Below are 24,985 nucleotides of genomic sequence, written 5' to 3' on the forward strand. Positions count from 1 at the left end.
ATGACCCAGGAGATCACTCAGCCCGTGATGACGCGGCCGGTGGCACGCTTCGGTCATTTCGTCGCTTTCTCGTCACACGCCCTCACCGGCGCACCGCTGGCCCTTCGCCGGTACCGGCGTGAGTTCCTTCGGCTGGTCTCCGACATCACCTGGGGTAACGGGTCGATCGTGGTGGGCGGCGGGACCGCCGGAGTGATCCTGGTTCTCGGCATCACCACCGGTGCCCTGATCGCCGTCGAGGGTTACGACTTCCTGAACCTGCTCGGGCTCGGCCCGGCAACCGGGATCATCTCCTCGCTGGTCACCACCCGCGAGCTGGCCCCGATCATGGCGGCCCTGGCTTTCGCCGTCCAGGCCGGCTGCCGGTTCACCACCCAGATCGGCTCGATGCGGATCTCCGAGGAGATCGACGCCATGAACTCGCTTGCCATCAGGCCGATCCCGTACCTCATCACGACCCGGCTGTTGGCCTCGGTCGTCGCGATCATCCCGCTGTACGCCGCGTGCCTCGGCATCTGCTACCTGTCGTGCCAGATCATGGTGGGGTTGATCAGCGGCGGATCGCTCGGGCCGTACCTGCATTACTTCACCTTGCTGATCAGTGGCACCGACATCCTGTATTCGACGGTGAAGGCGGTCGTGTTCGTCTGGATCGCGGCGACAGTGCAGTGCTACTACGGTTTCTGCGCCGGCGGCGGCCCCGAGGGCGTCGGTATCGCCGCAGGACATGCGATGCGGGCGAGCATCACCGCGGTGATCATCGTCAACATGCTGCTGACCATGGCCCTGTGGAGCGTGAATTCCGGTGCAAGGCTGGGTGGTTGACCATGCCGGACATGGTTGATCTGGACGGAAACCATCTCACCGGAAGGCAGCTGCTCCGGCGTGGTGCGGCCACGCTGGTGGTGGTCGGAGTAGTGGTCTCGGCGTTGCTGGTCAAGTCGACCGGGCTGTTCGACCGCAGCCTGCATGTGGTGGCCGAATTGCGCAACATCGGTGACGGCCTGCCTACCCGGTCGGATGTGAAATTCCGCGGCGTCCTTGTCGGCGCCGTGGAAAGTGTCGTGCCCGGCACCGGGGAAGCGCCCAACCGTGTGCACATCCGATTGAATTCCGCTTATGCACAAGGCATCCCGTCTGGCGTCACCGCCCGTGTGGTGCCCAGTAATGCCTTCGCGGTGTCGTCGTTGCAGTTGGTTCAGACCGCGGCCGACTCGTCGGGCCCGATCCGCGACGGCCAGCGGATCGCCGAGGACACGGCGCTGCCGACGGTGTTGTTCCAGACCACCATCTCCAAACTGCGCGACGTCCTGGCCGCGGCCGGCCGCGGACGTGACGACCACACCATCGGCCTGCTGGCCGCGGTGGCAGCAGCCACCAACAACCGCCGCGGGCAACTGCTGACCTCGGCCGCCGAACTCAACCGGCTCATCGACGAGTTGAATGCCGTCGTCGCCACAGATGAAGGGCCGTCGACGGTTTCGGCGTTGTCCGCAGCTGCGCGCGGGCTGTCGCAGACGGCTCCGGAACTGGTCGATGCTTTGCATGAAGCGGTCGGCCCGATGCGCACCCTCGTCGAGCAGCGACGCAGCCTCGAGGATTTTCTGGCGGCGTCCGCGCATACCACCGGCACCAGCATGGAGGCCTTGCACAATCAGACCGACCGGCTGGTCCACATCACCACGGACCTGACCCCGGTGCTCGGGGTACTGGCACAGAACGCCCAGCACTTCGCGCCGATCAGCCAGCGGATGACCCGGTTCTCCGACACGTTCTTCGCCCAGGTCTGGGATTCCGAACTGGATACCCCACGAGGCCGGGTGAACTTGTCGTTCACGCCGTCCTACACCTACACCCGTGCCGATTGCCCGCGCTACGGCGCGCTGGCCGGACCGAGCTGCGTTACCGCACCCGAGGTCCCTGTCCGGTCTGAGCTCCCGGAAGTCCTGCTGCCGCAGAACTACCAGCCGCCACCGGATCTGGCGCCACCGCCGGGGACGGTCATCGGGGAGAACGGCAACCTGATCGCGGCCGGGCCGCCGCTGGTATCCCCGCAGGTGCCGCCGACCGATCCGTATCCGCCGCTCCCGCCCGGCGTCACCCCGTCGCCGCCGGTCCCCGGCAGTGCGGCACCCGCCTCGTTCGGCGGCAACGTCGGCCCGGTGGGCAGCGGTCTCGAGCGCGACCGGTTGGGCGAGATCACCGGACAACCCGCGACGGTGGCCACGCAACTGATCCTCGGTCCGGTGGCGCGCGGGATGGTCGTCACGCAAACCGCTTCGGCCACAGGTCAAAACACGCCGTAGGAGAATTCGATGTTCAGTTTTTCCCCGAGGGCCGACTCGATACGGCGCCGTGGCCCGCTGCTGGGCCTGTGCCTGTTCCTGGTGGTGGCCACCGTGCTGACGTGGATGGTCTACGTCACGTTGCGACGCGACGTCGGCGGCCCCGCCACGTCGTACTCCGCGGTGTTCACCGACGTCTTCGGGCTGCGCGAGGGTGACGACGTCCGGGTGGCCGGTGTGCGTGTCGGGCGGGTGCAGACGATCGAGCTGCAGGGAACCCTGGCGAAGGTGTCGTTCCTCGTGCAGGACGGCCACCGGCTCACCACCGGCACCGTGGCGGCCGTCGACTATCAGAACATCGTCGGACAGCGGTATCTTGCGCTGGACCGGGGGCGAGCCGAAGCGGCCACGGTGTTGCCGGCCGGATCGGTGATCGGGATCGATCGGACCGAGCCGTCCTTCGACATCGGCACCCTGCTCAATGGCTATGAGCCCCTGTTCGCCGTCCTGGATCCCGACCAGGTGAACAACCTCACCAACGCCGTCGTCGGATCGTTGCAGGGCGATACTGCCGCGATCACCCAGCTCGTCGATCAGACGTCAGTGCTCACCGAGACTTTCGTCGGCCAGGACCGCGCGCTGGACCGCGTCATCGCGGGGATGGACGGTGTGGTCGGCAATCTGGCCGGACAGAACGACCATTTCGAGCGCACGATCACCGCAGCGCGAAAGGCCGTGACGGCCTTCGACAATCGTCGCGACAGCCTGGTGTCATCGCTGGGGACGATGACGGCGGTGGCCGGCAACCTGTCGCGGATCGGGCGTGACGTGCAACCGACCGTCCGCGACATGCTCAACCGGCAGCCCGGCTACACCCGGCACATGCTCGACATCGAACCGCAGATCGCTTACACGGGCCTGAACACGCCGCTGCTGTTGAAGGGGTTGTCCCGGGTCTTCGGGGAAGGGGCCTACATGAACGCCTATGCCTGTGACGTCAACGTGTACGGGTTCTTTCCAGGGCTCAACGACGTAGTGCCCATCATCGTCGATGCCGCGACGCCGGGCGGAACCGCCAAACACACCCCCAAGTGCCGGAACATGGCCAATGGCTGACCGGGTCGCCAGGAAAGCCTGGCTCGGACTGCTGGCCGTCGCCACCGTCGGAACCCTGATCGCGGCAATGCTGCTGGTCAAAGAGGCCGGCATCGGATACCAGCGTTACACGGCGAAATTCCTTCAGGCGGCGGCCTTGCGTGCCGACGACATCGTGGCGGTGGCGGGTATCCCGGTGGGAACGGTGACCGCCGTACGCCTGGCCGGCGATCACGTGGAGGCCGAGATCCGTGTCCGCGACGACATACCCGTGGGCCGCGACACCCGCGCCGCGATAAAGGTGACGACATTGTTCGGTTCCCGCTATCTCGACTTGCGCCCGGCTGGGGACAGCTCTCCCGAGAAGCACACGATCGACCTGGCGCACACCGAGGTGCCCTACGATCTGCAAGCCGCCCTTGCCGATTCGACCAGAACCTTTGAGCAGGTGGACGCCGACCGGATCGCGGAGTCCCTCGATGTGCTGAGCCGGCAGATGGACGGGTTGCCCGCAGTGGTGCCCCAGGCGATGGACAATGTGCGGGCCCTGTCATCGGTGATCGCGCAGCGACGGGATCAACTGGGCAGTCTTCTGGCGAACACCGAACACGTCACCAGCATGCTGCGGCGCCAGCAGTCCGAGATCGGCAACTTCATTCGCCAGGGGCAGGAACTGGTGGGTGAGTTCGTGGCGCGCTCAGCGGCCTTCCATGCGTTGATGCAGTCCCTTCGGTCGGTCGTCGACTCGCTGCGCACCATCGCGGTGCACGACCGGACCGCGGTCGACGACGTGCTGTCGACGATGCAACAGCTGAGCGAGAAGTTCGCCGAACAAGATGCGCTCTTCCGAAATCTGCTGCAGATCGCGCCCGTTCCGATCCGCCAGATCGCGAACGCCACCGGATTCGGCAACGCGATCGAGACCAATGCCCCCGCAGGCGCTCTGATCGATTCCTGGATGTGCGCCATCAGTGGCCGGGCCGAACAGTTCGGCATGATCCCGTATCTCAAGGACTGCAAGTGATGAATGGACACCGGCGCCTGGTGGTCGCCGCCGTGCTGATCACCGTGCTGGCGATCGTCGGCGCTGTGGGGTGGAAGCTGCTGGCCCACCGTGACCGCAGCATCACCGTGACCGCGCAGTTCGACAGCGCGGCGGGGCTGTATGTCGGCAATGTGGTAGCAGTGCTGGGGATTCCGGTTGGGCAGGTCACGCGGGTGACGGCGAGGGGAAGCTACGCCGAGGTGGACTTCACCGTCGACGAGGGTGTCGCGATACCTGCTGACGTGGAGGCCGTTACCTTGTCGACGTCGATCCTCACCGACCGCCAGATCGAGCTGTCGCCGCCGTACCGCGGGGGCCCGACGCTGCGCAACGGCGACATCATCGGCCTGCATCGCACCAAGACGCCGGTCGAGTTCGACCGCGTGCTCGGCATGCTCGACAAGCTGTCCACGTCATTGCGGGGGAATGGCATGGGAGGAGGGCCCGTTGCGGACCTGCAGAATGCCGGCGACGGTGTGATCGCCGGACAAGGGGAGCAGATCAAGGGTGCCCTCGACGAACTGTCGCGAGCCCTGCGGCTGAGCTCCGACGGTGGGGCCCGCACCCGCCAACAGGTGACCACCATCATCACCAACCTCGATTCTCTGCTGGACGCCGCGGCGGGAAACGACGCGAAGCTACGCGAATTCGGCTCCGTGGTACGGCAGCTCAGCGACGTCCTGGCCGCCGAGGATTTCGGGTCGGGGACCACCGGTAGACAACTCAACGAGGTCGTCGAACAGACCGGACAGATCCTCTCGGCCAACCGTGAGGTGATCAAGCAGGGAATCGCCAATGGCGACACCAGCGTCCAAACGCTTCACGACCGGCAACGGGAGCTCGCGGAGTTCTTCGATGTGCTTCCGCTGATGGCCGACAACCTCTACAACTCGATCGATCAACGAAACGGAGCGATCCGCGCACATTTCCTGGCCGACCGGATGGTGTTCGACGGCCAGATGGCCAAGGAGGTCTGCAACATGATGGGGCTGCGCCAGCTCGGATGCAGCACCGGGACACTGCAGGATTACGGACCCGACTTCGGCTTGACCAACATGCTGGAGGGGCTCGCGGCGATGGGGCAGAAATGATTTCGGTACAACGGCTTCGGATACGGACGCTGGCAGCCCTGGCCGCGGGCCTGCTGACCGCAGGCTGCGCCACGAACGGGCTGGCCGACCTGCCGCTACCCGCACCGGGGCTCGGGTCGGGCGGCTACCGGCTGACTGTGGTGTTCGCCAACGCGCTCAACCTGCCCGAGCACGCCAAGGTCAAGCTCGCAGGCGCCGACATCGGTCAGGTCGAGGACATGGTGGCGCGCGATTTCACCGCGGTGACCACGCTGCGGATCAACGACGACGTCCAACTCCCGGCGGGCAGTACAGCCGAACTCCGTTCGGCCACACCGTTGGGCGACGTCTTCGTCTCGATCAGTCCGCCGCGACCTCCGCAGCCGGGGGCCCGCCCGCTCTCCGACGGCGACACGATCGACCTGGACTCCACAACCGCGGCCGCCACGGTCGAGTCGGTGTTGAGTTCAGCGGCCGTCTTGGTCAACGGTGGCGCCGTGCACAACCTGACCAACATCGTCAACGGAATGGGCAAGGCCGCCGGGCCCGACGGCCGGGCCTTCGGTGATCTGGTGGCCAAGTCGAACCAATTGCTCGGCACGGTGAATGCTCGTTCGGCACAGCTCGATTCCGCGATGTCCGAGACGACGCGGCTGGCTGAGCTGCTCGACGCCAAGAATCAGGAGGTCGGCGAGATCCTGCGGGCCGCCGCACCGGCGACCGAGACGCTGGCCGACAACACCGGCCGGATGACCGACTTGGCCCTCACCCTCGGCGACATCTCGCAGAACTTGGCCAAGTTCCCGTCCATCGCCGGGACGGACACCAGCGGTCGCAGCGTGATCGCCGACGCGGACGCCATCGCACGAGCATTCAACGACGTCGTGGTGGACCCGCAGACCAGCTTGGCCTCGCTGAACCGGCTGTACGCCCCGTTCGTCAAGATGACCGCGGGCACGTCGATGGCGGGAGCGGCCGGGATCGACCGGCTGGTCCTCGGATCCATTCCCGACGCCGGGTTCGGCGGGGATCCCGGCCTCCACGGCCCCAAACGGGCCGATTGGCACCAGCTCGTCGGATCGCTCAAATTCGTGCTCTGGCGGTTACAGGAGCGGGTGGTCGGTCGGGGGCCTCAGCCGTGAGCGGTGATCGCCGCAGCGCCTGGACCGCGCTGGTGGCCTTGGCGCTCACTCTGGTCGTTTCGGTCTACTACCTGATGACCGGCGTGTTGCAGGTGCGCCCGCTGGCCGCGACATACCGTGTCACGGTGCAGCTTTCGGAGTCGGGAGGGCTGCTGCCCAATCAGGATGTGACCATGCGCGGGGTTCGCGTGGGCAAGGTCGAAAGGCTCGCGTTCACCCCGGGTGGTGTCGAGGCGGTCCTGCGGGTATCCGAGGATGCGCGGATCCCGGCCGCCAGCTCGGTGCGGGTCTCGGCGCTCTCGGCGGCCGGCGAACAGTACGTCGACTTCGCCGCCACCTCCGAGGATGGCCCGTATCTCTCGGATGGCGCCGTGATCACCCGTGACCGGACCGCCGTGCCGGTGTCGATGGCCGAGCTGTTGGCCAACGCGGACGGGGTACTGGCGCAGGTGGATCCACAGAAGCTGGAGCGGATGAAGGCCGAGCTGAGCCTGAGCAGTGCCGGCCCGGAGAAACTCGCGGCGATCGTCGACGGCGGGACATTTCTGTTGTCGACTCTGGATTCCGTGCTGCCCGAAACGGTGGGCGTGATCCGCAGCAGCCGGGTCGTGCTGTCGTCGGCGGTGGATGTCAACAACGGAATCGGTGCCACGGCAACCAATCTGCGCCACACGATGGCCGGAGTGGCCGGCATGCAGGACGGCTACCGCAGGCTGCTCGGCCAGTCCCCGGCGGCCCTGGGCGCCATCGACAACGTGTTCACCGACAATTCGGACACCATGGTTCAACTGCTGGGAAATCTGGCCACGGTGGCGCGGCTGTCCTATGTACGGGTGCCTGCCCTGGATGCACTGTTCCCCGACTACCGCGGTTCGGCGCTGGAGGCCTTCATCAGCACGATGCACGAGCATGGACTGTGGGTGACCGCCGACATCTATCCGAGGTATGCCTGTGACTACGGCACACCTCGGCGGCCTCCTTCGGCGGCGGACTATCCGGAGCCGAATTTGTATACCTACTGCCACGATGACGATCCGAGCCTGCTGGTTCGCGGTGCCCGCAACGCTCCGCGACCTGCCGGCGATGACACCGCCGGCCCGCCGCCGGGGGCGGACCTGGCCACGACGGCCGATCCGACGCCGCCGGGCCGCTACACGATCCCGACGCCTTACGGCGGGCCCACGCTGCCGATCGAGCCGCCCCGTTGATCGTCGCGGCGGGCCGGCTTGTTCGGTGACGGTGTGGGCCACCACTCGGCGACGACGACGATCAACCGCAGCAGTCGGACGAACCAGGTCATCGCGGCGACTTTCAGCCGATCGCGGATACGGGAGAACCGAGTCATATGGAAATGGTAATCATTACCAATAAAGCCCAGGTGGCCTGGTCAGCTGAACGGTGACAGCTCGGTACCCCCGGCCCTCAGGCGGTCACGTACCGCCGCTGCGATCTGCACCGCGCCCGGTGAATCGCCGTGTACGCAAATCGATTCCACGACGATGGGCACGGTGGTGCCGTCGACGGCAATGACCCGGCCCGTCGTCACCATCGTGGCCACCCGTTCGGCGATGGCCACGGGGTCGTGCAGCACTGCGCCCGGTTCGCGACGTGACACCAGCGTTCCGTCGGCCTGGTAGGCGCGGTCGGCGAAGGCCTCGGCCACGGTGCGGAGTCCGAGTTGCCGGGCCTGTTCGAAGAACACCGAACCGGACAACCCCAGCACCGGAAGGCCGGCGTCGACGGCGCGCACCGCCGCGGCCACCGCCTCTGCCTGTTCGCGGTGACGGACAATCGTGTTGTACAGCGCGCCATGGGGTTTCACGTATGTCACGGCGGTGCCCGCGGCCTGGGCAATACCCTGCAGCGCGCCGATCTGATAGATCACGTCTGCGGTCAGATCCTCGGGCGTGACGTCGATGAAGCGTCGTCCGAATCCGGCCAGGTCCCGGTAGCTGACCTGGGCGCCGACGCGCACGCCCCGCGCCGCGGCCTCCCGGCAGGTCTGCAGCAGCAGCGCCGGATCGCCCGCATGGAACCCGCAGGCCACGTTGGCGCTGGTGACCAGGCCCAGCATGGCCTCGTCGTCGCCGAGCTTCCAGGCGCCGAAGCCCTCACCGAGATCGGCGTTGAGGTCGACGGATGCAGCCACCTCACCAGCCTAAGGGGCCGCCGCGGCCGGCCAACCGTTCTCGGACACGAATTCGGGCAGGGGGCGGCCGACTGTCCAGTGCTCGATCTCCAGCACTGGCCGGTCCGGAAACTCGGGCACCGGTCCCAGGCACAGGATCGCCACCGGCTCGGCATCGGCGGGCATGCCCATGAGTTGTGCCAGCGGCAGTGGCTCGAAGATCGACACCCACCCCATGCCGAGGCCCTCGGCCCGGGCGGCCAGCCACATGTTCTGGATCGCGCAGGACACCGAGGCCAGGTCCATCTGCGGTAGCGTGCGACGGCCGAAGACATGCCGGTCGCGGTTCTCGCCGAGGGCGACGACGAACAGCTCGGCGCAGTCGAGAATGCCCTCCACCTTGAGCGCCAGGAATTCCTCCCCGCGGGACCCCAGCGCGTCTGCGGTGTGGATGCGCTCCTCGTCGACCAGCGCGTGGATCTTGCCGCGCAGCGCCTCATCGGTGATCCGGATGAATCGCCACGGCTGCATCAGTCCGACGCTCGGCGCCGCGTGGGCGGCTTGCAGCAGCCGGCCGAGGACCTCGGGGGCGACGGTGCTGCCGGGGACGAACCGGCGCATGTCGCGGCGTTCGGCGATGGCGCGGTACACGGCGCGTCGCTCGTCGGGGCTGAAGGCGTGCTCGGACACAGCGTCGAGCTTAGGCGGGGTGCTCGGCCGTGCGGAGCGCCAGTTGGGGTGTTCGTGCTCGCGGGTGGCCAGCTATGACACACGTTTGACCAAATTGCGTGTCATAAGTGGCCTTTCGGCCTGACGCACTCCGGTCAATGCGCGTGGGTGACGTTCCAGGCCGGTAGCGGGTCCGGGTAGCCGGTCCAGGCCTGCTTGCCCTCGGCCAGTTCGGCGTCGGTCAGCAGGGCCCCGTCGAGTAGCCGGTGGACCTTGTCGCGGTCGAGCTTTATCCCGATGAACACGATCTCCTGACCCGGCGCGATCTCGGTGCCCGACCAGTACTGCGCCGGCTCGATCACCAGGTTCGGGCCGGCCTGTGACCATATGGCGGCGATCGTCGGGCGGCTGGCGATCCAGCAGAATCCCTTGCTGCGCAACACCCTTGTCACCTGACCGAGCGCTTCGCCGAGGCGCTGCGGGTGAAACGGCCGGTCGGAGCGGAAGGTCATCGAGCTGATGCCGTACTCCTCGGTCTCGGGTGTGTGTCCGTCGGCGATCTCCTCGTCCCAGCCCGGGGTCTGGGCGGCGGCCTCCGGATCGAACAGCCCGGTGCCCAGTACCTCGCCGATATCGACGACGCCGTGGTCGGTCCGGATCAGCTTGGCGGTCGGATTCAGCCTGCGCAGCAGCGTTTCGACGGTGTCGAGGGTCGCCGGGCTCACCAGGTCGGTCTTGTTGAGCAGGATGACGTCGGCGAACTCCACCTGGTCGGTGAGCAGGTCGGCGATGCTGCGGGCATCGCCGTCGCCGGCGGCCAGATCCCGGTCGGCCAGGCCGTCACCGCGGACGACCTCGGTCAAGAACGTGGACGCGTCGACGACCGTCACCAGGGTGTCCAGTTTCGCGAGCCGGCCGAGCTGGAACCCGTCCTCGAACTCCCACTCGAACGTCGCGGCGACCGGCATGGGCTCGGAGATCCCGGTCGACTCGATGACCAGGTTGTCGAACCGGTTCTGCCGGGCCAGTGCGCCGACGGCCTCCACCAGGTCCTCGCGCAGCGTGCAGCAGATGCAGCCGTTGGTCAGCTCGACGAGTTTCTCCTCGGTGCGGTCGAGGTGCCCCTGCCCGGCGATGAGCGCCGCGTCGATGTTGACCTCACTCATGTCGTTGACGATCACGGCGACGCGTCTGCCCTCCCGGTTCGCCAGGATGTGGTTCAAGAGCGTGGTCTTGCCTGCGCCGAGGAAGCCGGACAGGACGGTGACGGGTAGCAGGTCGGACATCGCACTCCTTAATGAAAACGATTTTCAATAAATCATCATCCGGGCGTGCGTCTCCTAATGCAAACGGTTATCGTTATCGCCGTGCTCTCGCCTCTGAACCTCCGCGCCGTGGCCACCGCGTTGATGCTGGCCACACCACTCGCCGTCATTTCCTGCGGCTCCGAACAGACCCGGCAGTCCGACTCCCCAGGCAACTGCGTGACCACACCGGTCAACGTCGTCGTCAGCGTCGACCAGTGGGGTGACATCGCGTCCGCACTGGGCGGCGACTGCGCGAAGGTGACCACCGTGCTGGCCGGCTCCTCGGTCGACCCGCATGACTTCGAACCATCGCCCGCGGACGCGGCCAAGTTCCAGGGCGCGCAGTTGGTGGTCATGAACGGCGGGCACTACGACGAATGGGCGGCCAAGTTGGCCCAGAGCACGGCGCCCAACGCCGTCGTCGTCTCCGCCACCGGGACCGGGACCGGCGATGACAACCATGACCATGGCAATGGGGAAGGCGGCGCACATGCTGACGAGCAATCGGCCAACCCGCACGCCTGGTACGACCCGGCCGCGGTGACCGGCGTCGCCGACACGATCACCGAGGAGCTGAGCCAGCTGGCACCCGACGCGCGCGACTACTTTGCGCAGCGCCGCGCCGAGTTCACCACCTCGATGCAGCCTTACCAGCAGCTGATCACCGACATCAAGACCAAGGCCGCCGGTAAGCGCTACGCCGCCACCGAGACGGTGTTCGACAACATGGCAACGGCGCTCGGACTGGTCAACCAGACGCCTCCGGGCTATCAGGCGGCCACGTCCAACGAGTCCGACCCGTCACCGGCCGACCTGGATGCATTCCTGCGCCTACTCGCCGATCACGGGGTCGATGTGCTGATCTACAACACCCAGACCGAGGGCTCGCTGCCCAAACAGATCCGGTCCGCAGCCGAGAGTGCCGGAATTCCGGTTGTCGATGTCACCGAAACGGTGGCGCCGGGAGCGGATTCGTTCGAGGCTTGGCAGGTGAATCAACTGACCGCGCTTGCCAAAGCGCTCGGAATTCAGACCTAGTGTCCAGCGAGACCACACCTTCACCGGCCCTCGTCTTCGACGACGTCAGTGCCGTACGCGGGGGCCGGTTGATCTGGTCGGAGGGCACCTTCGAGATCCCGGCCGGCGGCATCGTCGCGCTGATCGGCTCCAACGGATCGGGCAAGTCCACGATGCTGCAGGTGATCTTGGGCCTACTGCCCGCAGCCTCGGGTTCGGTGCGGGTGCTCGGCGGTGCACCGGGTGAGCACAACGACCTGATCGGTTACGTCCCGCAGGATTATGCCGACGGCGCGGGCGAGGCCATCCGGGCCCGCGGCGCGGTGACCCTGGGCCTCACCGGGCGGCGCTGGGGCTTCTCCCGGACCTTGGCTGCCGAGAAGGCCCGGGTCGACGAGGCCTTGGCGTGGGTCGAGGCCACCGGCTTCGCCACCATGCGACTGTCGGAACTGTCCGGCGGTCAGCGGCAGCGCATCGCGTTGGCCAATGCCCTTGTCGGACATCCGAAGATGCTCATCCTCGACGAACCCCTGGCCGCGCTCGATTTGCGCAACCAGCACGAGATCGTGCAGTTGCTGGCCCGGCTCAACGCCGACCTCGGCGTCACCATTCTCGTTGTCGCCCATGACCTCAACCCGCTGCTGAGCGTGCTCGACAGTGCCATCTATCTGCTCGACGGCCACGCCCACCACGCGGCCATCGACGAGGTGGTGGACGATGACCTGCTGACCCACCTCTACGGGACCAAGGTGCAGGTGGCCCACACCCCGCTGGGGCAGATGTACATGAGGAGCGGGTGATGTCGGCGAGCCTGATTGCTGCAACGTTCACCCAGGGGAATCTGGCACTGGGCTACCAGTACAACTGGTGGCAGATCCTGACCTCGGCCTTCATGCGCAACGCGTTGATCGGCGGCACGTTGGTGGCGTTGGCTGCCGGGCTGATCGGCTACTTCGTCATCGTGCGTAACACCGCATTCGCCGCCCACGCACTGGCCCACATCGGCCTGCCCGGCGCCACCGGAGCGGCGCTGCTGGGGCTTCCGGTCGGGTTTGGCCTGTTGGCGTTCTGCGTCGGCGGGGCCCTGGTGATCGGGGCGCTGGGCAGTCGCGCGCATGATCGCGAGGTGGCCACCGGCACGGTGCTGGCCCTGGCCACCGGCTTCGGGTTGTTCTTCAACTCGTTGGCCACCAAGAATTCGTCCACCCTGACCAACGTGTTGTTCGGCAATCTGCTGGCCATCACGCATCAGCAGTTGCTGACCTTCACCGCGCTGCTGCTCCTGTTGGCCGCCACGGTCGTATTCGTTTTCCGCCCACTGCTGTTCGCATCGGTCAACGCGCAGGTGGCCGAGGCCAAAGGGGTGCCGGTACGGGCATTGTCGGTGCTGTTCATGGTCCTGCTGGGGGTGGCGGTGACGATGGCGGTGCTGGCCGTGGGCACGTTGCTGTTGTTCGCGCTCGTCGTCACCCCGGCCGCGACGGCGATCATGGTGACCGCGCGACCGGTTCTGGCGATGATGATCTCGACCGGGATCAGCGTCGTGTCGGTGTGGGCGGGTTTGGCGGTGTCGGCGATCTTCAACATGCCGCCGAGCTTCGTGATCGTGACGATTGCGTGCGGGATCTGGCTGGCGGTGTGGACGGTTGACCGGGTGAGGAATTCGACGATCCACTAGCCTCAGACAGCATGCCAAGGAGTCCGCACCCGCCGCGGCGGGCCACCCTGGCGTCGTTGGCAGCCGAGCTGAAGGTGTCGCGGACCACGATCTCCAACGCGTACAACCGTCCGGACCAGTTGTCCGCCGAGCTCCGCGACAGAATCTTCGATGCGGCCAAGCGGCTGGGCTATGCCGGGCCCGATCCGGTGGCACGCTCGTTGCGCACCCGCAAGGCCGGTGCCGTCGGGTTGATCATCACCGAGCCGCTCAACTACTCGTTCAGTGACCCGGCCGCACTGGATTTCGTTGCCGGGCTTGCCGAATCCTGCGAGGCGGTGGGGCAGGGGTTGCTGCTGGTGGCCATCGGACCCAACCGCAGTTTCGAGGACGGCGCCGCGGCGGTGCTCGCGGCCGGCGTCGACGGATTCGTGGTGTATTCGGCCTCCGACGACGATCCGTATCTGCCGGTGGTGCGCCAGCGCCAATTGCCGGTTGTGGTGGTGGATCAGCCCAAAGACGTGCCCGGGGTGTCGCGGGTCGGCATCGACGATCGCGGTGGGATGCGGCGGCTGGCCGAGCACGTGATGGAGCTGGGGCACCGCGACATCGGACTGCTGACCATGCGGCTGGGCCGCGACCGGCCCCACGAAAGCACGAAACCCGCACTGGCCGATCCGGATCGGGTGTTGTCTCCGCATTTCCACGTGCAGCGCGAACGCATTCACGGTGTGTACGACGCGATGACGGCCGCCGGCCTGGCGCCGGGCACCCTCACCGTGGTGGAGAGCTACGACCATCTGCCGACCTCCGGGGGGTTGGCCGCCGAGGTGGCATTGGATGCCAATCCCCGCATCACCGCACTGATGTGCACCGCCGACGTACTGGCCTTGTCCGCCATGGACTATCTGCGTTCGCGGGGCATCTACGTGCCGGGTGAGATGACGGTGACCGGGTTCGACGGGGTGCCGGAGGCATTGCGCCGCGGCCTGTCCACGGTGGTGCAGCCCAGTGTGGCCAAAGGGCGGCGGGCCGGGGAGTTGCTGCACAATCCACCGCGCGATGGGCTGCCGGTGATCGACGTGCTTCCCACCGAGGTGGTGCGCGGCCGGACGTCGGGCCCGCCGGCCTAGTTCGCCGCGCGCGCGGCCAGCAGGAACTTCAGCGCGGCCACGACATCGTCGGGCTCGTGGACGCGGTAACCGGCCAGTGTGTCTCCCGGCCCCACCTTGACGCCGACGTCGCCGTCACGCAGCCGGCGGAACGCCTTCTCGTCGGTGACGTCGTCGCCGAAGTAGACCACCGCCGACGCCTGCTGCTCGTCACGCAAGATGTCGATCGCCTCGCCCTTGTCGGTGGTGATCACCGCGAACTCGAGCACGGCCTTGCCCTTGGTCAGCTGCGCATCCCAGTTTTGTGCGGCCTCGAGTGCCTGCGCGCTCGCGGCTTCGGCATCGGCGGGTTCGGCATTGCGGACGTGCAAAGCCACGCTCGCCGGTTTGAGCTCGACGGCCACCCCCGGCCGGGTGGCGGCGATCGAGGTGAGCTCGGCGGCGATCCGAGCCAGCAGGTCGCGGTCGATGGGATGGGAGAACCCGGAGTCGAATTCGGCGCCGTGGCTGCCGACCATGTGCACGGCTGCGGGCATCCCGGACAGTTCCCGCAGTACCTCCAGCGCACGGCCGGAGATCAGGGCGGTCCAGGTGTGCGGACACTGCGCCAGTGCCACAAGGGCTTCGGCGCCGTCGCGCAGTGGGCGCGCGTCGGCAGGATTGTTGACGATCGGGGCCAGGGTGCCGTCGAAATCGGAGGTGATGAGCAGCCGGTCGGCGCGGGCCGCGGCCGTCAGCGCTTCGGTCAGTTCGGCGGGAAGGCTCACCCGCTAGATCTTAGGTTTGTCCTCTGCGCCGATCAGCAGCCGCACGGCCAGGTCCAGTCGCTTGCTGACGTCGGTGGCCGAGGCCCGGCGGGTCAGCCAGGCCAGCAGGTTGGACAGCCACACATCCGAGATGACCCGGGCGATGTGGTACTGGTCCTCGGTCGGCTCGCCGTCACTCATGGCCCGGGCGAACATCGAGTCCATCAACTTGCCGACGTGGTCGACCTCACCGGCGGCGGAGGCGTCGGCGAAGACGAACGCCCGTGTCATGGCCTCGGTGAGCAGCGGGTTGCGCTGCATGGCCCGGTTCAGCTTGCCGACCATGAAGCTCAGCCGCTGATACGGGGTGCCGCCGGAGAGGGCTGCCCGGTCGGTCTTGGCGTCGATGCGTTCGAATTCCCGTCCGAGGGCCGAGACCAGGAGATGGACTTTGGAGGGGAAGTAGCGGTAGAGCGTGCCGACGGCGACGTCGGCACGCTCGGCCACGGCACGCATCTGGACGGCCTCGTAGCCGCCCTTGGAGGCGATGGCCAGGGTGGCGTCGAGGATGCGCTTGCGACGCTCCCGCTGTGCTTCTGATCCCAGTTCGGATTCGGCGAGGACAGCCACGTTCAGAACCTCACGCGGTCGGGTGTCCGACCCGGACGATTCGCTGCCTGCCTGCTGTGGTGCGCTGGACATGCGGTGTGTGGCCCCCTCTCGGCGCGTACCTGGTCAAAAACGATACGCACGGCAATCTCCTTCTACGCACCTCCGCGCCGGTAAACACACGGACGTGTCCTGCTGTGATGCGGGTCGACTTGACGGTCGAACACTGTCACCATTAGAACACGTTCTAGTGGGAAGCACGGACTTCTCGCGTTAGGGGCTAGGAGGTCCACCATGTCCGGCGCGTCTGCGACCATCACCGACGAGCAGTTTGCCGCCCGTGACCTGGTTAGGAGCTGGGCCGGTGCGACCGACACCGCCGCGGCCGTCCGATCCGCTGAACACGATGCCGATGCCTGGCGCGGGCCGTTTCAGGGTCTCGCCGAACTAGGGATCTTCAGCGTTGCGGTCCCCGAGGAACAGGGTGGGGCCGGCGGCACGGTCGAGGATCTGTGCGCGATGGTCGACGAGGCCGCCGCCGCGCTGGCGCCCGGTCCGGTGGCCACGACGGCGCTGGCCACCCTGATCGTCAGCGACGAAGCCGTGCTCGAGGCCCTGGTCTCGGGTGAGCGGACGGCCGGAGCGGCCCTGAGCGCAGACCTGACGTTCGAAACCGGCAAGGTGTCCGGTACCGCTGACTACGTCCTGGGCGCCGACGCCGCCGGGGTGTTGCTGCTGCCCGCCGGGGACCAGGTGGTGCTGGTCGACGGGAACGCCGCGGGTGTGAGCATCGAACTGCTGACCGCCACCGACTTCTCGCTGCCGCTGGCCCGCGTCGTGTTCGATTCCGCGCCCGCTCAGGTGCTGGACGTCTCACGGCAGCGGTTCTCCGACATCACCGCCGCCGTCCTGGCGGCCGAGGCTGCCGGGCTGGCGCGCTGGACCCTGCAGACCGCCACCGAGTACGCCAAGGTGCGCGAGCAGTTCGGTAAACCGATCGGCAGCTTCCAGGCCGTCAAGCACATGTGTGCCGAGATGCTGCTGCGCTCTGAGCAGGTCTCGGTGTCGGCCGCCGACGCGGCGCGTGCGGTGTCGGAGTCCGACGATTCCCAGTTGTCGATCGCTGCCGCGGTCGCGGCCGCCGCGGGCGTGGATGCGGCCGAGGCCAACGCCAAAGACTGCATCCAGGTGCTGGGCGGCATCGGCATCACCTGGGAGCACGAGGCACATCTGTATCTGCGTCGCGCATACGGGATTTCGCACGCGCTCGGTGGCCGGCGTCGCTGGATCCGCCGCGTGTCTGCTCTGACCCAGCAGGGTGTGCGGCGTGAGCTGCGGATCGATCTGGAGTCGGTGGCCGACCTGCGTCCGGAGATCGGCGCCGCGGTCGCCGAGGTGGCCGCGCAGCCGGTGGAAAAGCGGCAGGTGGCCCTGGCGGAGTCGGGGCTGCTGGCCCCGCACTGGCCACGCCCCTACGGCCGCAACGCCTCTCCGGCCGAACAGCTGCTGATCGATCAGGAGCTCGCCGCCGCCGAGGTGGAGCGTCCGGATCTGGTGATCGGCTGGTGGGCGGTGCCGACGATCCTGGAGCACGGCAGCCCGGAGCAGATCGACCAGTTCGTGCCGGCCACCCTGCGCGGTGACCTGGCTTGGTGCCAGTTGTTCTCCGAGCCGGGCGCCGGATCGGACTTGGCCGCGCTGCGCATGAAAGCTGTTCGCGCAGAAGGTCCCAACGGTGAGCCGGGCTGGAAGCTGACCGGCCAGAAGGTGTGGACCTCGGCGGCGCAGAAGGCGCACTGGGGTGTGTGCCTGGCCCGCACGGACGCAGAGGCCCCAAAACATAAAGGCATCACCTACTTCCTGATCGACATGAAGACGCCGGGCATCGTGATCCGTCCGCTGCGCGAGATCACCGGTGACGAGCTGTTCAACGAGGTGTTCTTCGACGACGTGTTCGTGTCCGACGAGATGGTGGTGGGCACCGTCAACGACGGCTGGCGGCTGGCCCGCACCACCCTGGCCAACGAGCGGGTGGCGATGGCCGGCGGTACCGCGCTGGGCAATCCGATGGAGGAACTGCTGCGCACCCTCGGTGCCCAGCCGGATGTGGACCCGGCCGATCTGGACCGGCTGGGCGGGTTGATCCTGACCGCGCAGGTGGGTTCGCTGCTGGATCAGCGGATCGCCCAGCTGGCGGTCAGTGGTCAGGACACCGGCGCGCAGGCCAGTGCCCGCAAGCTGATCGGGGTTCGCTACCGCCAGGCGCTGGCCGAGTTCCGGCTGGAACTGTCCGACGGCGGGGGTGCGGTGCGCAACCAGGAGGTGCACGACTTCCTCAACACCCGCTGCCTGACGATCGCCGGGGGAACCGAGCAGATCCTGCTGACCGTCGCCGGTGAGCGCTTGCTCGGTCTGCCGCGCTAGGCGCACTTTCTCCCCGCTCGCGGGGTCAGTGACCCCGCAGGTAGCCCGCCAGCATCGTGACGATGCCGTCCTCGAGTTGTTCGGCATCGGCGGGCTTCTCGCACGCCAACAGCCGGTGGGTCAGCGATTCGACGGTCGCGACCACCATGCGGGCCGCGAATGCTGTGTCGGCCACAGTCACGTCGGAATGACTGTCCAGCAAGGCTTTTGCCGCACCGACGGCACCTTCTTCGGCCCGGTGTAGCCGATCCAGCAAGACCGGTGACCGCGGAGCCTCTTCGAACAGCACGCGGTGCAGACGGGTGTCGTCGCGGTGGTTGTCGATCGCCGTCCGGACGAACAGCCGCAGCAGCTCCTCCAGTGATTCGGGCAGACCGGCCGCGGTGCGGTCGCGCAGCAGCGCCGCCCCGGCGTCGACGTGGGCATCGGTCAGCGCCGACAGGATCGAGTCCTTGTTCGGGAAGTACTGATACAGCGAGCCGATCGACAGATCCGCGGCTTCGGCAATGCGGTTGGTGGTGCCCGCGGCATAGCCGTACTCGGCGAAAACGCGAGCGGCCGCTTCGAGGATGGCCTGCCGGGTTTCCACAGCGCGCTGCTGTCTGGGCTGTTTACGGGCCCGGAACCGGTCTGTCGGCGTCATCGCCACCTCCGCACGAAAAGCGAGTAGTCAGCCGGTGCGCAGCTCTCGAAAATTGGTGACATGCAGCGCATACACGTTGAAACGATTCTGCCCGCCGACACCGGACGAGTGTGGCAGGCCATGCAGCAGGTCCCGACGTTTCTCTACGTCTGCCGGGGCCTGTTCGGGGTGCCGGCCCTGGCCGGGCGCACCGAACCGTTCGGGGCCGGGGACAGCGGAACGGGTTGGCTGATGGCCTTTCACGTCATCCCGGCCTACCGGCACACCATCGAGGTCCTCGAGGTCGACGACACCACCCGCACCATCCGCACTCACGAGTACGGCGGGGTGCTGCGGTCCTGGGACCACACGTTGCACGTCGAACCGGTCACCGATCGGTCGTGCCGCTACAGCGACACCGTCGAGATCGACGCAGGCCGGCTCACCCCAGCGGTGGCAGCGCTTGCCCGCGGCATCTACGCCTACCGGCACCGCCGGTGGCGCAAGCTCGTGGACAAGCACATGTCAGAAGCGCGTCGTGGTGCAGGCCGTGGGCGTGGTCAGGTTGACCCCCCCGAACACCACCTGGATGACTGAGCAGATGATGAAGTCGTCCTTGGTGTTCGGCTGACCGGTCCGCCACTCGGTCGGGGTTGACACGCCCTCGATGCGGAAGCGTTCGATCGGCCCGCCACCGAAGTACGTCGCCGAGATCTCCACTTTGTTGACCGAGCGGTACAGCTTCGACAGCACGTTGTCGTGGTTGGATCCCTTGATTTCTCGCGGCATGCCGGCCGGGGCGCTGTAGGAGGCCTCCTGCCAGGTGTCCTTGTTCGAGCTGCGCAGGGTGATGGTCTGACGTGCCCACGCGTCACCAGGGAATCCGATGGGGCCGCTCGGCGTGAGCAGGTTGGCTTGCGTGTTGAACGTGCACTGCGTGCCTGCGCAGTCCGCGCTGACGTGCATCTCGATGTCGCCCTGTGGGCTGGGGATCGAGGTGACCGACGAGTTTGCGGCCGCGGAGGCCGACGCGGGAAACGCCAGCGCTGCCGCGGTCAGCACTGCTGCCGCGCTCGCTGCGGAGAGCCTGTTGATCGTCATCGTCAAGAAAGGTATCCGCTCGTTACTCGTCGTAGGTGACTTCGACAGAATCTGACACCGGTGTGGCCTGGCATCCCAGGATCAGGCCCTCGTCGAGGTCGGAGGGTTCCAGCACGTCGTTGATCTTCATCTCGACGTCGCCGGACTTCTTGAGCACCGCGCACGCACCGCAGTGGCCTTCTCGGCAGGAGAACGGCGCATCCAGGCCCTTGTCCAGCAGGACGTCGAGCAGTGTGGCCGAACGCGGCCAGCGGACCTCGTGAGTGGTGCCGTCAAGGGTGACCACCGCGGTGGCCGGCCCCTGATCGCTGTCATCTTCCTCGATGACCACCGCGGCGAACGGGTCGGAGTCCAGCGACTTGAACACCTCGATGTGGATGCGCTCGTCGGCGGCGCCGGCCTGCTGCAGTGCCTGCTCGGCTGCCGCCATGAACGGCCCGGGTCCGCAGATGAACGCCTCGCGCGAGGCGTAGGGCGCGACGACGCCGGCCAGCGCCGCGGGGCTCGGCAACCCCTGCACGGTCTCCAGCCAGTGCACGACGGTGAACCGGTCGGGGTATTTGGCGGCCAGCTCGCGCAGGGTGGCGCCGAAGATGACCGAGTTCTCGTCGCGGTTGGCGTAGACGAGGACGACGTTGCCGCTGCCCTGAGCGAGGGCGGACTTGCAGATCGCCATCATCGGCGTGATGCCGCTGCCCGCGGCCAGAAGCAGGAAGTCGGTGTCGAGATCCTTTGGCACGAAATTGCCCGACGGGGCCAGCACGTGCATCTTCATCCCGGCGTGGGCGTTGTCGCACAACCAGTTTGACGCGTAGCCGTCGGCGGTTCGCTTGACCGTGACGGTCAGCCGATCGTCGGTCACCGGGGAACTGGACAGCGAGTAGCAGCGGGCCACCGAGCCGGTTCGCTCGCTGGGTACCCGCAGGGTCAGGAACTGGCCCGGGGAGTAGCGGAGTCTCTCGGAAGGGATGACCGGATCTCCTGGCCCATCAGGCACACAGAACACCAGGGACCGCGCGTCGGCCGTCTCCTCGATGACCGCGCTCACCTGCAGTTCGAGCACATGGCTGCCCAGTGGCTCATCAGTCACGGCTGGACCCTTTCTTCACTCATAACTAGAACATGTTACAAAAACGTACTTGCCCTGGTCCAGCCCACCATTACAAGGCGCTACTCGACACAAATCGTAACGTGTTCTAATCTCTGTCTAGGCGGTCAGCTCGCGCTCATCGCAGTCCGAATCTTGGGAGGCATTTCCGTGACATCCATTGAACAGCGTGACGTGCAGGCGGTTCTGGCCGGCATCGATGAACTGCTGCCGACGCTGCGTGAGCGCGCTCAGGAGACCGAGGATCTGCGCAAGTTGCCCGACGCGAACGTGAAGGCGCTGGAGGACGTCGGTTTCTTCAAGCTGCTGCAGCCCGAGCAGTGGGGTGGCCTGCAGTGCGACCCGACGGTCTTCTACGAGGCCGTCCGGCGACTGGCCAGCGCCTGCGGTTCCACCGGATGGGTGGCCGGCATCATCGGCGTGCACAACTGGCACCTCGCGCTGTTCGATCAGCAGGCTCAGCAGGACGTCTGGGGTGAGGACACCTCGGTTCGGATCTCCTCCTCCTACGCCCCGATGGGTGCAGGCACCGTGACCGAGGCCGGCGACGGCTACATCGTCAACGGCGCCTGGAACTGGTCGTCGGGTTGCGATCACGCCACCTGGGCCTTCCTCGGTGGCCCGGTCATCAAGGACGGCCGCCCTGTCGACTTCGGCAGCTTCCTGATCCCGCGGACGGACTACCAGATCGACGACGTCTGGAATGTGGTCGGCCTGCGCGGCACCGGCAGCAACACGGTCGTGGTCAAGGACGTGTTCGTGCCCAAGCACCGCTTCCTGTCCTACAAGGCGATGAACGACGGCACCGCCGGCGGGTATGAGACCAACACCGCTCCGGTGTACAAGATGCCTTGGGGCACAATTCATCCCACTACCATCTCGGCCCCGATCGTGGGCATGGCCTACGGTGCCTACGACGCCCACGTCGAGCACCAGGGCAAGCGGGTACGCGCGGCGTTCGCCGGCGAGAAGGCCAAGGACGATCCGTTCGCCAAGATCCGCATCGCCGAGGCGGCCAGCGACATCGACGCCGCCTGGCGCCAGCTGTCGGGCAACGTCGCCGACGAGTACGCACTGCTGGTGGCCGGCGAGGAGATCCCGTTCGAGCTGCGGGCCCGCGCCCGTCGCGATCAGGTCCGTGCCACCGGCCGCGCCATCGCCTCGATCGACCGGCTCTTCGAGGCATCGGGTGCCACCGCGCTGTCCAATGACGCTCCGGTGCAACGGTTCTGGCGTGACGCGCACGCCGGCCGGGTGCACGCCGCAAACGATCCCGAGCGCGCCTACCTGATCTTCGGCAACAACGAGTTCGGCCTGCCTCCGGCCGACACGATGGTCTGATACATGACTGCCACTCAGGAGATCACGTTCGAATCCACCTCCCGGTACGCCCAGGTCAGAGATGACATGCGGCTGCACTACCACGAGGCGGGCGATCCCAACGCGCAGACCATCGTGCTGTTGCACGGCGGCGGGCCCGGTGCGTCCAGCTGGTCGAACTTCGGCCGCAACATCGCGGTGCTGGCCGAGCACTACCACGTGCTGGCGGTCGACCAGCCCGGCTACGGGTTCTCCGACAAGCACACCGAGCACGAGCAGTACAACCGCTACAGCGCCAAGGCGCTGCTCGGACTGTTCGATCACCTCGGTCTGCAGGGCCGGATCCCGCTGCTGGGCAACTCGCTCGGTGGCGGCACCGCGGTGCGCTTCGCGCTGGACTACCCGGACCGGGCGGGCAAGCTGGTGCTGATGGGCCCCGGTGGCCTCAGCGTCAACCTGTTCGCGCCCGACCCGACCGAGGGCGTCAAGGCGCTGGCCAAGTTCAACGTCGAGCCGACGCGCGAGAACCTCGAAGCCTTCATCCGGATCATGGTGTTCGACCAGAAGCTGGTCACCCCGGAGCTGGTCGACGAGCGGTTCGCGATTGCCAGCACGCCGGAGTCGCTGGCCGCCACCCGGGCGATGGGCAAGTCGTTCGCCGGTGCGGACTTCGAACTCGGCATGATGTGGCGCGAGGTCTACAAACTGCGCCAGCCGGTGCTGCTGATCTGGGGCCGCGAGGACCGGGTCAATCCGCTCGACGGCGCGCTGGTCGCGGTGAAGCAGATTCCGCGGGTGCAGCTGCACGTCTTCGGGCAATGTGGACACTGGGCTCAGGTCGAGAAGTTCGACGAGTTCAACAAGCTCACCATCGATTTCCTTGGGAGTTAGCAGATGAGCATCAAGGCACTCGGCTATATGCGCATCGAGGCCACCGATGTGGCGGCCTGGCGCGAGTTCGGGCTGAAGGTTCTGGGCATGGTCGAGGGGGACGGTGCCATCCCCGGCGCGCTCTACCTGAGGATGGACGACTTCGCGGCCCGCCTGGTGATCGTGCCCGGCGAACAGGACCGGTTGCTGATCTCCGGCTGGGAGGTTGCCGACGCTGCCGCCCTGCAGAACCTGCGGGAGACCTTGTCCAAGGCGGGTGTCGATTTCGTCGAAGGCACCCGCGACGAGATCCGCGAGCGCCGGGTCGAGGGCCTGATCCGCTTCTCCGATCCGTCCGGCAACGTGCTCGAGGCGTTCTACGGTGCGCAGTACCTGGGCCGCAGGTTCGTCAGCCCGTATGGCCACAAGTTCGTCACCGCCGAGCAGGGTCTGGGGCATGTGGTGCTGACCTGTGACGACGACGCCGCAGCTCAGGCGTTCTACCAGGACGTGCTCGGCTTCCGGCTGCGCGACTCGATGAGCCTGCCCCCGCAGCTCGCGGGCCGCCCGGCCGACGGCGATCCGGTCTGGCTGCGCTTCTACGGCTGCAATCCGCGGCACCACGCGCTGGCCTTCATGCCGATGCCCAACCCGACGGGCATCGTGCACCTGATGGTCGAGGTGGAGAACTCCGACGACGTCGGCCTGTGCCTGGACCGCGCCGACCGCCGGAAGGTCAAGATGTCGGCCACGCTCGGCCGGCACATCAACGACAAGATGCTGTCGTTCTACATGAAGACCCCCGGTGGGTTCGACATGGAATTCGGTTGTGAAGGATTGGAAGTCGAGGACGAGAGCTGGATCGCCCGCGAGAGCGTGGGCATCAGCCTCTGGGGCCACGACTTCTCCGTCGGATTCAAGTAACGCAGGCGTTCAGATGACACAGGCTCAGCCGATTGACCCGCGTACGTTCCGAAATGTGCTCGGCCAGTTCTGTACTGGCGTCACGGTCATCACGACACTGCACGACGACGTGCCGATCGGCTTTGCCTGTCAGTCGTTTGCCGCGCTCTCGCTCGACCCGCCGCTGGTGTTGTTCTGCCCCACCAAGCAGTCACGGGCGTGGCAGGCCATCGAGGCCAGCGGGAAGTTCTGTGTGAACATGCTGCACGAGAAGCAGCAGCATGTGTCCGCGCAGTTCGGCTCCAAGGCGCCGGACAAATTCGCCGGAATCGATTGGAGCCCTTCAGAACTCGGTTCTCCGGTCCTCGACGGCAGCCTCGCTCACATCGATTGCAATGTGCACTCGGTGCACGACGGCGGCGACCACTTCGTGGTGTTCGGTTCGGTGCATTCGCTGTCGGAGGTGCCCAAACGCAAGCCCCGGCCGCTGCTGTTCTACCGCGGCGAGTACACCGGTATCGAGCCGGACAAGAACACCCCGGCGCAGTGGCGCGACGACCTGGACGCGTTCCTCACAGCAACGACGTCCGACACCTGGCTCTGACCTTTCACAGCTGACGCGAAATGGGCCCCCTCCTCACGGAGGGGGCCCAGTTCGTGCGCTCAGCACATATTTACCTAGACGAAAGTCAGGTTAGGCATACCTATTGATATTTAGGGAAAGCTAAGCTAATTTTTGGTCGTTCCTCAGTCAA

At 66.8% G+C, this 24,985-nt stretch carries 26 protein-coding genes; 17 read left to right on the forward strand and 9 right to left on the reverse strand.

Annotated elements, in window-relative coordinates; translation table 11 throughout:
* Genes BKG60_RS01245 through BKG60_RS01275 form a run of 7 tightly spaced genes read left to right on the forward strand, consistent with a single transcriptional unit; the run spans position 1 to position 7,845 of the window.
* Positions 1-825 (forward strand): MlaE family ABC transporter permease, encoded by an 825-nt coding sequence (locus BKG60_RS01245; protein ID WP_070943915.1) that lies wholly within the window; start codon positions 1-3, stop codon positions 823-825.
* A gap of 2 nt (positions 826-827) precedes the next feature.
* Positions 828-2,306 carry an MlaD family protein gene (locus BKG60_RS01250; protein ID WP_070943916.1) on the forward strand — a complete coding sequence of 493 codons (1,479 nt, stop codon included), beginning with the start codon at positions 828-830 and terminating at the stop codon, positions 2,304-2,306.
* Between the two features lie 9 nt (positions 2,307-2,315).
* Complete coding sequence (locus BKG60_RS01255) at positions 2,316-3,401, forward strand: MlaD family protein (RefSeq protein ID WP_120764787.1); 1,086 nt, start codon at positions 2,316-2,318, stop codon at positions 3,399-3,401.
* Positions 3,394-4,404: an MlaD family protein gene (locus BKG60_RS01260; protein ID WP_075909028.1), complete on the forward strand. Its 1,011-nt coding sequence runs from the start codon at positions 3,394-3,396 to the stop codon at positions 4,402-4,404. The genes BKG60_RS01255 and BKG60_RS01260 overlap by 8 nt, the downstream gene beginning before the upstream one ends.
* On the forward strand, positions 4,404-5,516 hold the full coding sequence (locus BKG60_RS01265; protein ID WP_070943918.1) for an MCE family protein: 1,113 nt from the start codon (positions 4,404-4,406) through the stop codon (positions 5,514-5,516). Before BKG60_RS01260 ends, BKG60_RS01265 begins: the two co-directional genes overlap by 1 nt.
* Positions 5,513-6,637, forward strand: coding sequence for an MlaD family protein (locus tag BKG60_RS01270; protein ID WP_070943919.1), 1,125 nt, complete (start codon positions 5,513-5,515; stop codon positions 6,635-6,637). The genes BKG60_RS01265 and BKG60_RS01270 overlap by 4 nt, the downstream gene beginning before the upstream one ends.
* Entirely contained in the window at positions 6,634-7,845 is a 1,212-nt protein-coding gene (locus BKG60_RS01275) for an MlaD family protein (protein WP_070943920.1), read from the forward strand. Before BKG60_RS01270 ends, BKG60_RS01275 begins: the two co-directional genes overlap by 4 nt.
* On the opposite strand, the gene BKG60_RS31815 is transcribed toward BKG60_RS01275, so the two are convergent.
* From BKG60_RS31815 to BKG60_RS01290, 4 genes are all read right to left on the reverse strand, one after another.
* A complete protein-coding gene (locus BKG60_RS31815) occupies positions 7,806-7,982 on the reverse strand; it encodes a hypothetical protein (RefSeq protein ID WP_159437546.1) in 177 nt (58 codons plus the stop codon). The genes BKG60_RS01275 and BKG60_RS31815 overlap by 40 nt on opposite strands.
* A gap of 42 nt (positions 7,983-8,024) precedes the next feature.
* Positions 8,025-8,786, reverse strand: a complete 762-nt coding sequence (locus BKG60_RS01280; RefSeq protein WP_070943921.1) for a LamB/YcsF family protein — start codon at positions 8,784-8,786, stop codon at positions 8,025-8,027.
* 9 nt (positions 8,787-8,795) lie between these two features.
* On the reverse strand, positions 8,796-9,455 hold the full coding sequence (bluB, locus tag BKG60_RS01285) for a 5,6-dimethylbenzimidazole synthase (RefSeq protein ID WP_070943922.1): 660 nt from the start codon (positions 9,453-9,455) through the stop codon (positions 8,796-8,798).
* 134 nt (positions 9,456-9,589) lie between these two features.
* Positions 9,590-10,720 (reverse strand): GTP-binding protein, encoded by a 1,131-nt coding sequence (locus tag BKG60_RS01290; RefSeq protein ID WP_070943923.1) that lies wholly within the window; start codon positions 10,718-10,720, stop codon positions 9,590-9,592.
* Positions 10,721-10,777: 57 nt separating this feature from the next.
* On the opposite strand from BKG60_RS01290, the gene BKG60_RS01295 reads away from it, so the two are divergent.
* From BKG60_RS01295 to BKG60_RS01310, 4 genes are read left to right on the forward strand one after another with little or no spacing between them, the layout of a single operon-like run.
* On the forward strand, positions 10,778-11,779 hold the full coding sequence (locus BKG60_RS01295; RefSeq protein ID WP_070943924.1) for a metal ABC transporter solute-binding protein, Zn/Mn family: 1,002 nt from the start codon (positions 10,778-10,780) through the stop codon (positions 11,777-11,779).
* On the forward strand, positions 11,779-12,558 hold the full coding sequence (locus tag BKG60_RS01300) for a metal ABC transporter ATP-binding protein (RefSeq protein ID WP_070943925.1): 780 nt from the start codon (positions 11,779-11,781) through the stop codon (positions 12,556-12,558). Before BKG60_RS01295 ends, BKG60_RS01300 begins: the two co-directional genes overlap by 1 nt.
* Entirely contained in the window at positions 12,558-13,436 is an 879-nt protein-coding gene (locus BKG60_RS01305; RefSeq protein ID WP_070943926.1) for a metal ABC transporter permease, read from the forward strand. Before BKG60_RS01300 ends, BKG60_RS01305 begins: the two co-directional genes overlap by 1 nt.
* 11 nt (positions 13,437-13,447) lie before the next feature.
* Positions 13,448-14,548: an Rv3575c family transcriptional regulator gene (locus tag BKG60_RS01310; RefSeq protein WP_070943927.1), complete on the forward strand. Its 1,101-nt coding sequence runs from the start codon at positions 13,448-13,450 to the stop codon at positions 14,546-14,548.
* On the opposite strand, the gene otsB is transcribed toward BKG60_RS01310, so the two are convergent.
* Together otsB and kstR are read right to left on the reverse strand one after the other, a co-directional pair.
* Complete coding sequence (gene otsB / locus BKG60_RS01315; RefSeq protein ID WP_070943928.1) at positions 14,545-15,294, reverse strand: trehalose-phosphatase; 750 nt, start codon at positions 15,292-15,294, stop codon at positions 14,545-14,547. The genes BKG60_RS01310 and otsB overlap by 4 nt on opposite strands.
* A gap of 3 nt (positions 15,295-15,297) precedes the next feature.
* Positions 15,298-15,903 carry a cholesterol catabolism transcriptional regulator KstR gene (gene kstR / locus BKG60_RS01320; protein ID WP_165610749.1) on the reverse strand — a complete coding sequence of 202 codons (606 nt, stop codon included), beginning with the start codon at positions 15,901-15,903 and terminating at the stop codon, positions 15,298-15,300.
* A gap of 273 nt (positions 15,904-16,176) precedes the next feature.
* Between kstR and BKG60_RS01325 the strand changes: the two genes are divergently transcribed.
* Complete coding sequence (locus BKG60_RS01325; RefSeq protein WP_070943929.1) at positions 16,177-18,306, forward strand: acyl-CoA dehydrogenase family protein; 2,130 nt, start codon at positions 16,177-16,179, stop codon at positions 18,304-18,306.
* A gap of 25 nt (positions 18,307-18,331) precedes the next feature.
* On the opposite strand, the gene BKG60_RS01330 is transcribed toward BKG60_RS01325, so the two are convergent.
* Complete coding sequence (locus BKG60_RS01330; protein ID WP_070943930.1) at positions 18,332-18,949, reverse strand: TetR/AcrR family transcriptional regulator; 618 nt, start codon at positions 18,947-18,949, stop codon at positions 18,332-18,334.
* Positions 18,950-19,009: 60 nt separating this feature from the next.
* Between BKG60_RS01330 and BKG60_RS01335 the strand changes: the two genes are divergently transcribed.
* Positions 19,010-19,525: a hypothetical protein gene (locus BKG60_RS01335; protein ID WP_075909029.1), complete on the forward strand. Its 516-nt coding sequence runs from the start codon at positions 19,010-19,012 to the stop codon at positions 19,523-19,525.
* On the opposite strand, the gene BKG60_RS01340 is transcribed toward BKG60_RS01335, so the two are convergent.
* On the reverse strand, positions 19,454-20,023 hold the full coding sequence (locus tag BKG60_RS01340) for a hypothetical protein (protein WP_075909053.1): 570 nt from the start codon (positions 20,021-20,023) through the stop codon (positions 19,454-19,456). The genes BKG60_RS01335 and BKG60_RS01340 overlap by 72 nt on opposite strands.
* A 28-nt stretch (positions 20,024-20,051) precedes the next feature.
* Positions 20,052-21,119 carry a ferredoxin--NADP reductase gene (locus BKG60_RS01345; protein ID WP_075909030.1) on the reverse strand — a complete coding sequence of 356 codons (1,068 nt, stop codon included), beginning with the start codon at positions 21,117-21,119 and terminating at the stop codon, positions 20,052-20,054.
* Positions 21,120-21,287: 168 nt separating this feature from the next.
* On the opposite strand from BKG60_RS01345, the gene hsaA reads away from it, so the two are divergent.
* The 4 genes from hsaA to hsaB are packed head-to-tail and all read left to right on the forward strand — an operon-like array spanning position 21,288 to position 24,834.
* Entirely contained in the window at positions 21,288-22,478 is a 1,191-nt protein-coding gene (gene hsaA / locus BKG60_RS01350) for a 3-hydroxy-9,10-secoandrosta-1,3,5(10)-triene-9,17-dione monooxygenase oxygenase subunit (RefSeq protein ID WP_070943933.1), read from the forward strand.
* 3 nt (positions 22,479-22,481) lie between these two features.
* Positions 22,482-23,348 carry a 4,5:9,10-diseco-3-hydroxy-5,9,17-trioxoandrosta-1(10),2-diene-4-oate hydrolase gene (gene hsaD / locus BKG60_RS01355; protein WP_075909031.1) on the forward strand — a complete coding sequence of 289 codons (867 nt, stop codon included), beginning with the start codon at positions 22,482-22,484 and terminating at the stop codon, positions 23,346-23,348.
* A 3-nt stretch (positions 23,349-23,351) separates the two neighbouring features.
* Positions 23,352-24,251, forward strand: coding sequence for an iron-dependent extradiol dioxygenase HsaC (gene hsaC / locus BKG60_RS01360; RefSeq protein ID WP_070187796.1), 900 nt, complete (start codon positions 23,352-23,354; stop codon positions 24,249-24,251).
* Positions 24,252-24,264: 13 nt separating this feature from the next.
* Positions 24,265-24,834, forward strand: coding sequence for a 3-hydroxy-9,10-secoandrosta-1,3,5(10)-triene-9,17-dione monooxygenase reductase subunit (gene hsaB / locus BKG60_RS01365; protein WP_075909032.1), 570 nt, complete (start codon positions 24,265-24,267; stop codon positions 24,832-24,834).
* The last annotated feature ends 151 nt before the right edge of the window (positions 24,835-24,985 follow it).

The organism is Mycobacterium syngnathidarum (genome assembly GCF_001942625.1).
Classification (GTDB): domain Bacteria; phylum Actinomycetota; class Actinomycetes; order Mycobacteriales; family Mycobacteriaceae; genus Mycobacterium; species Mycobacterium syngnathidarum.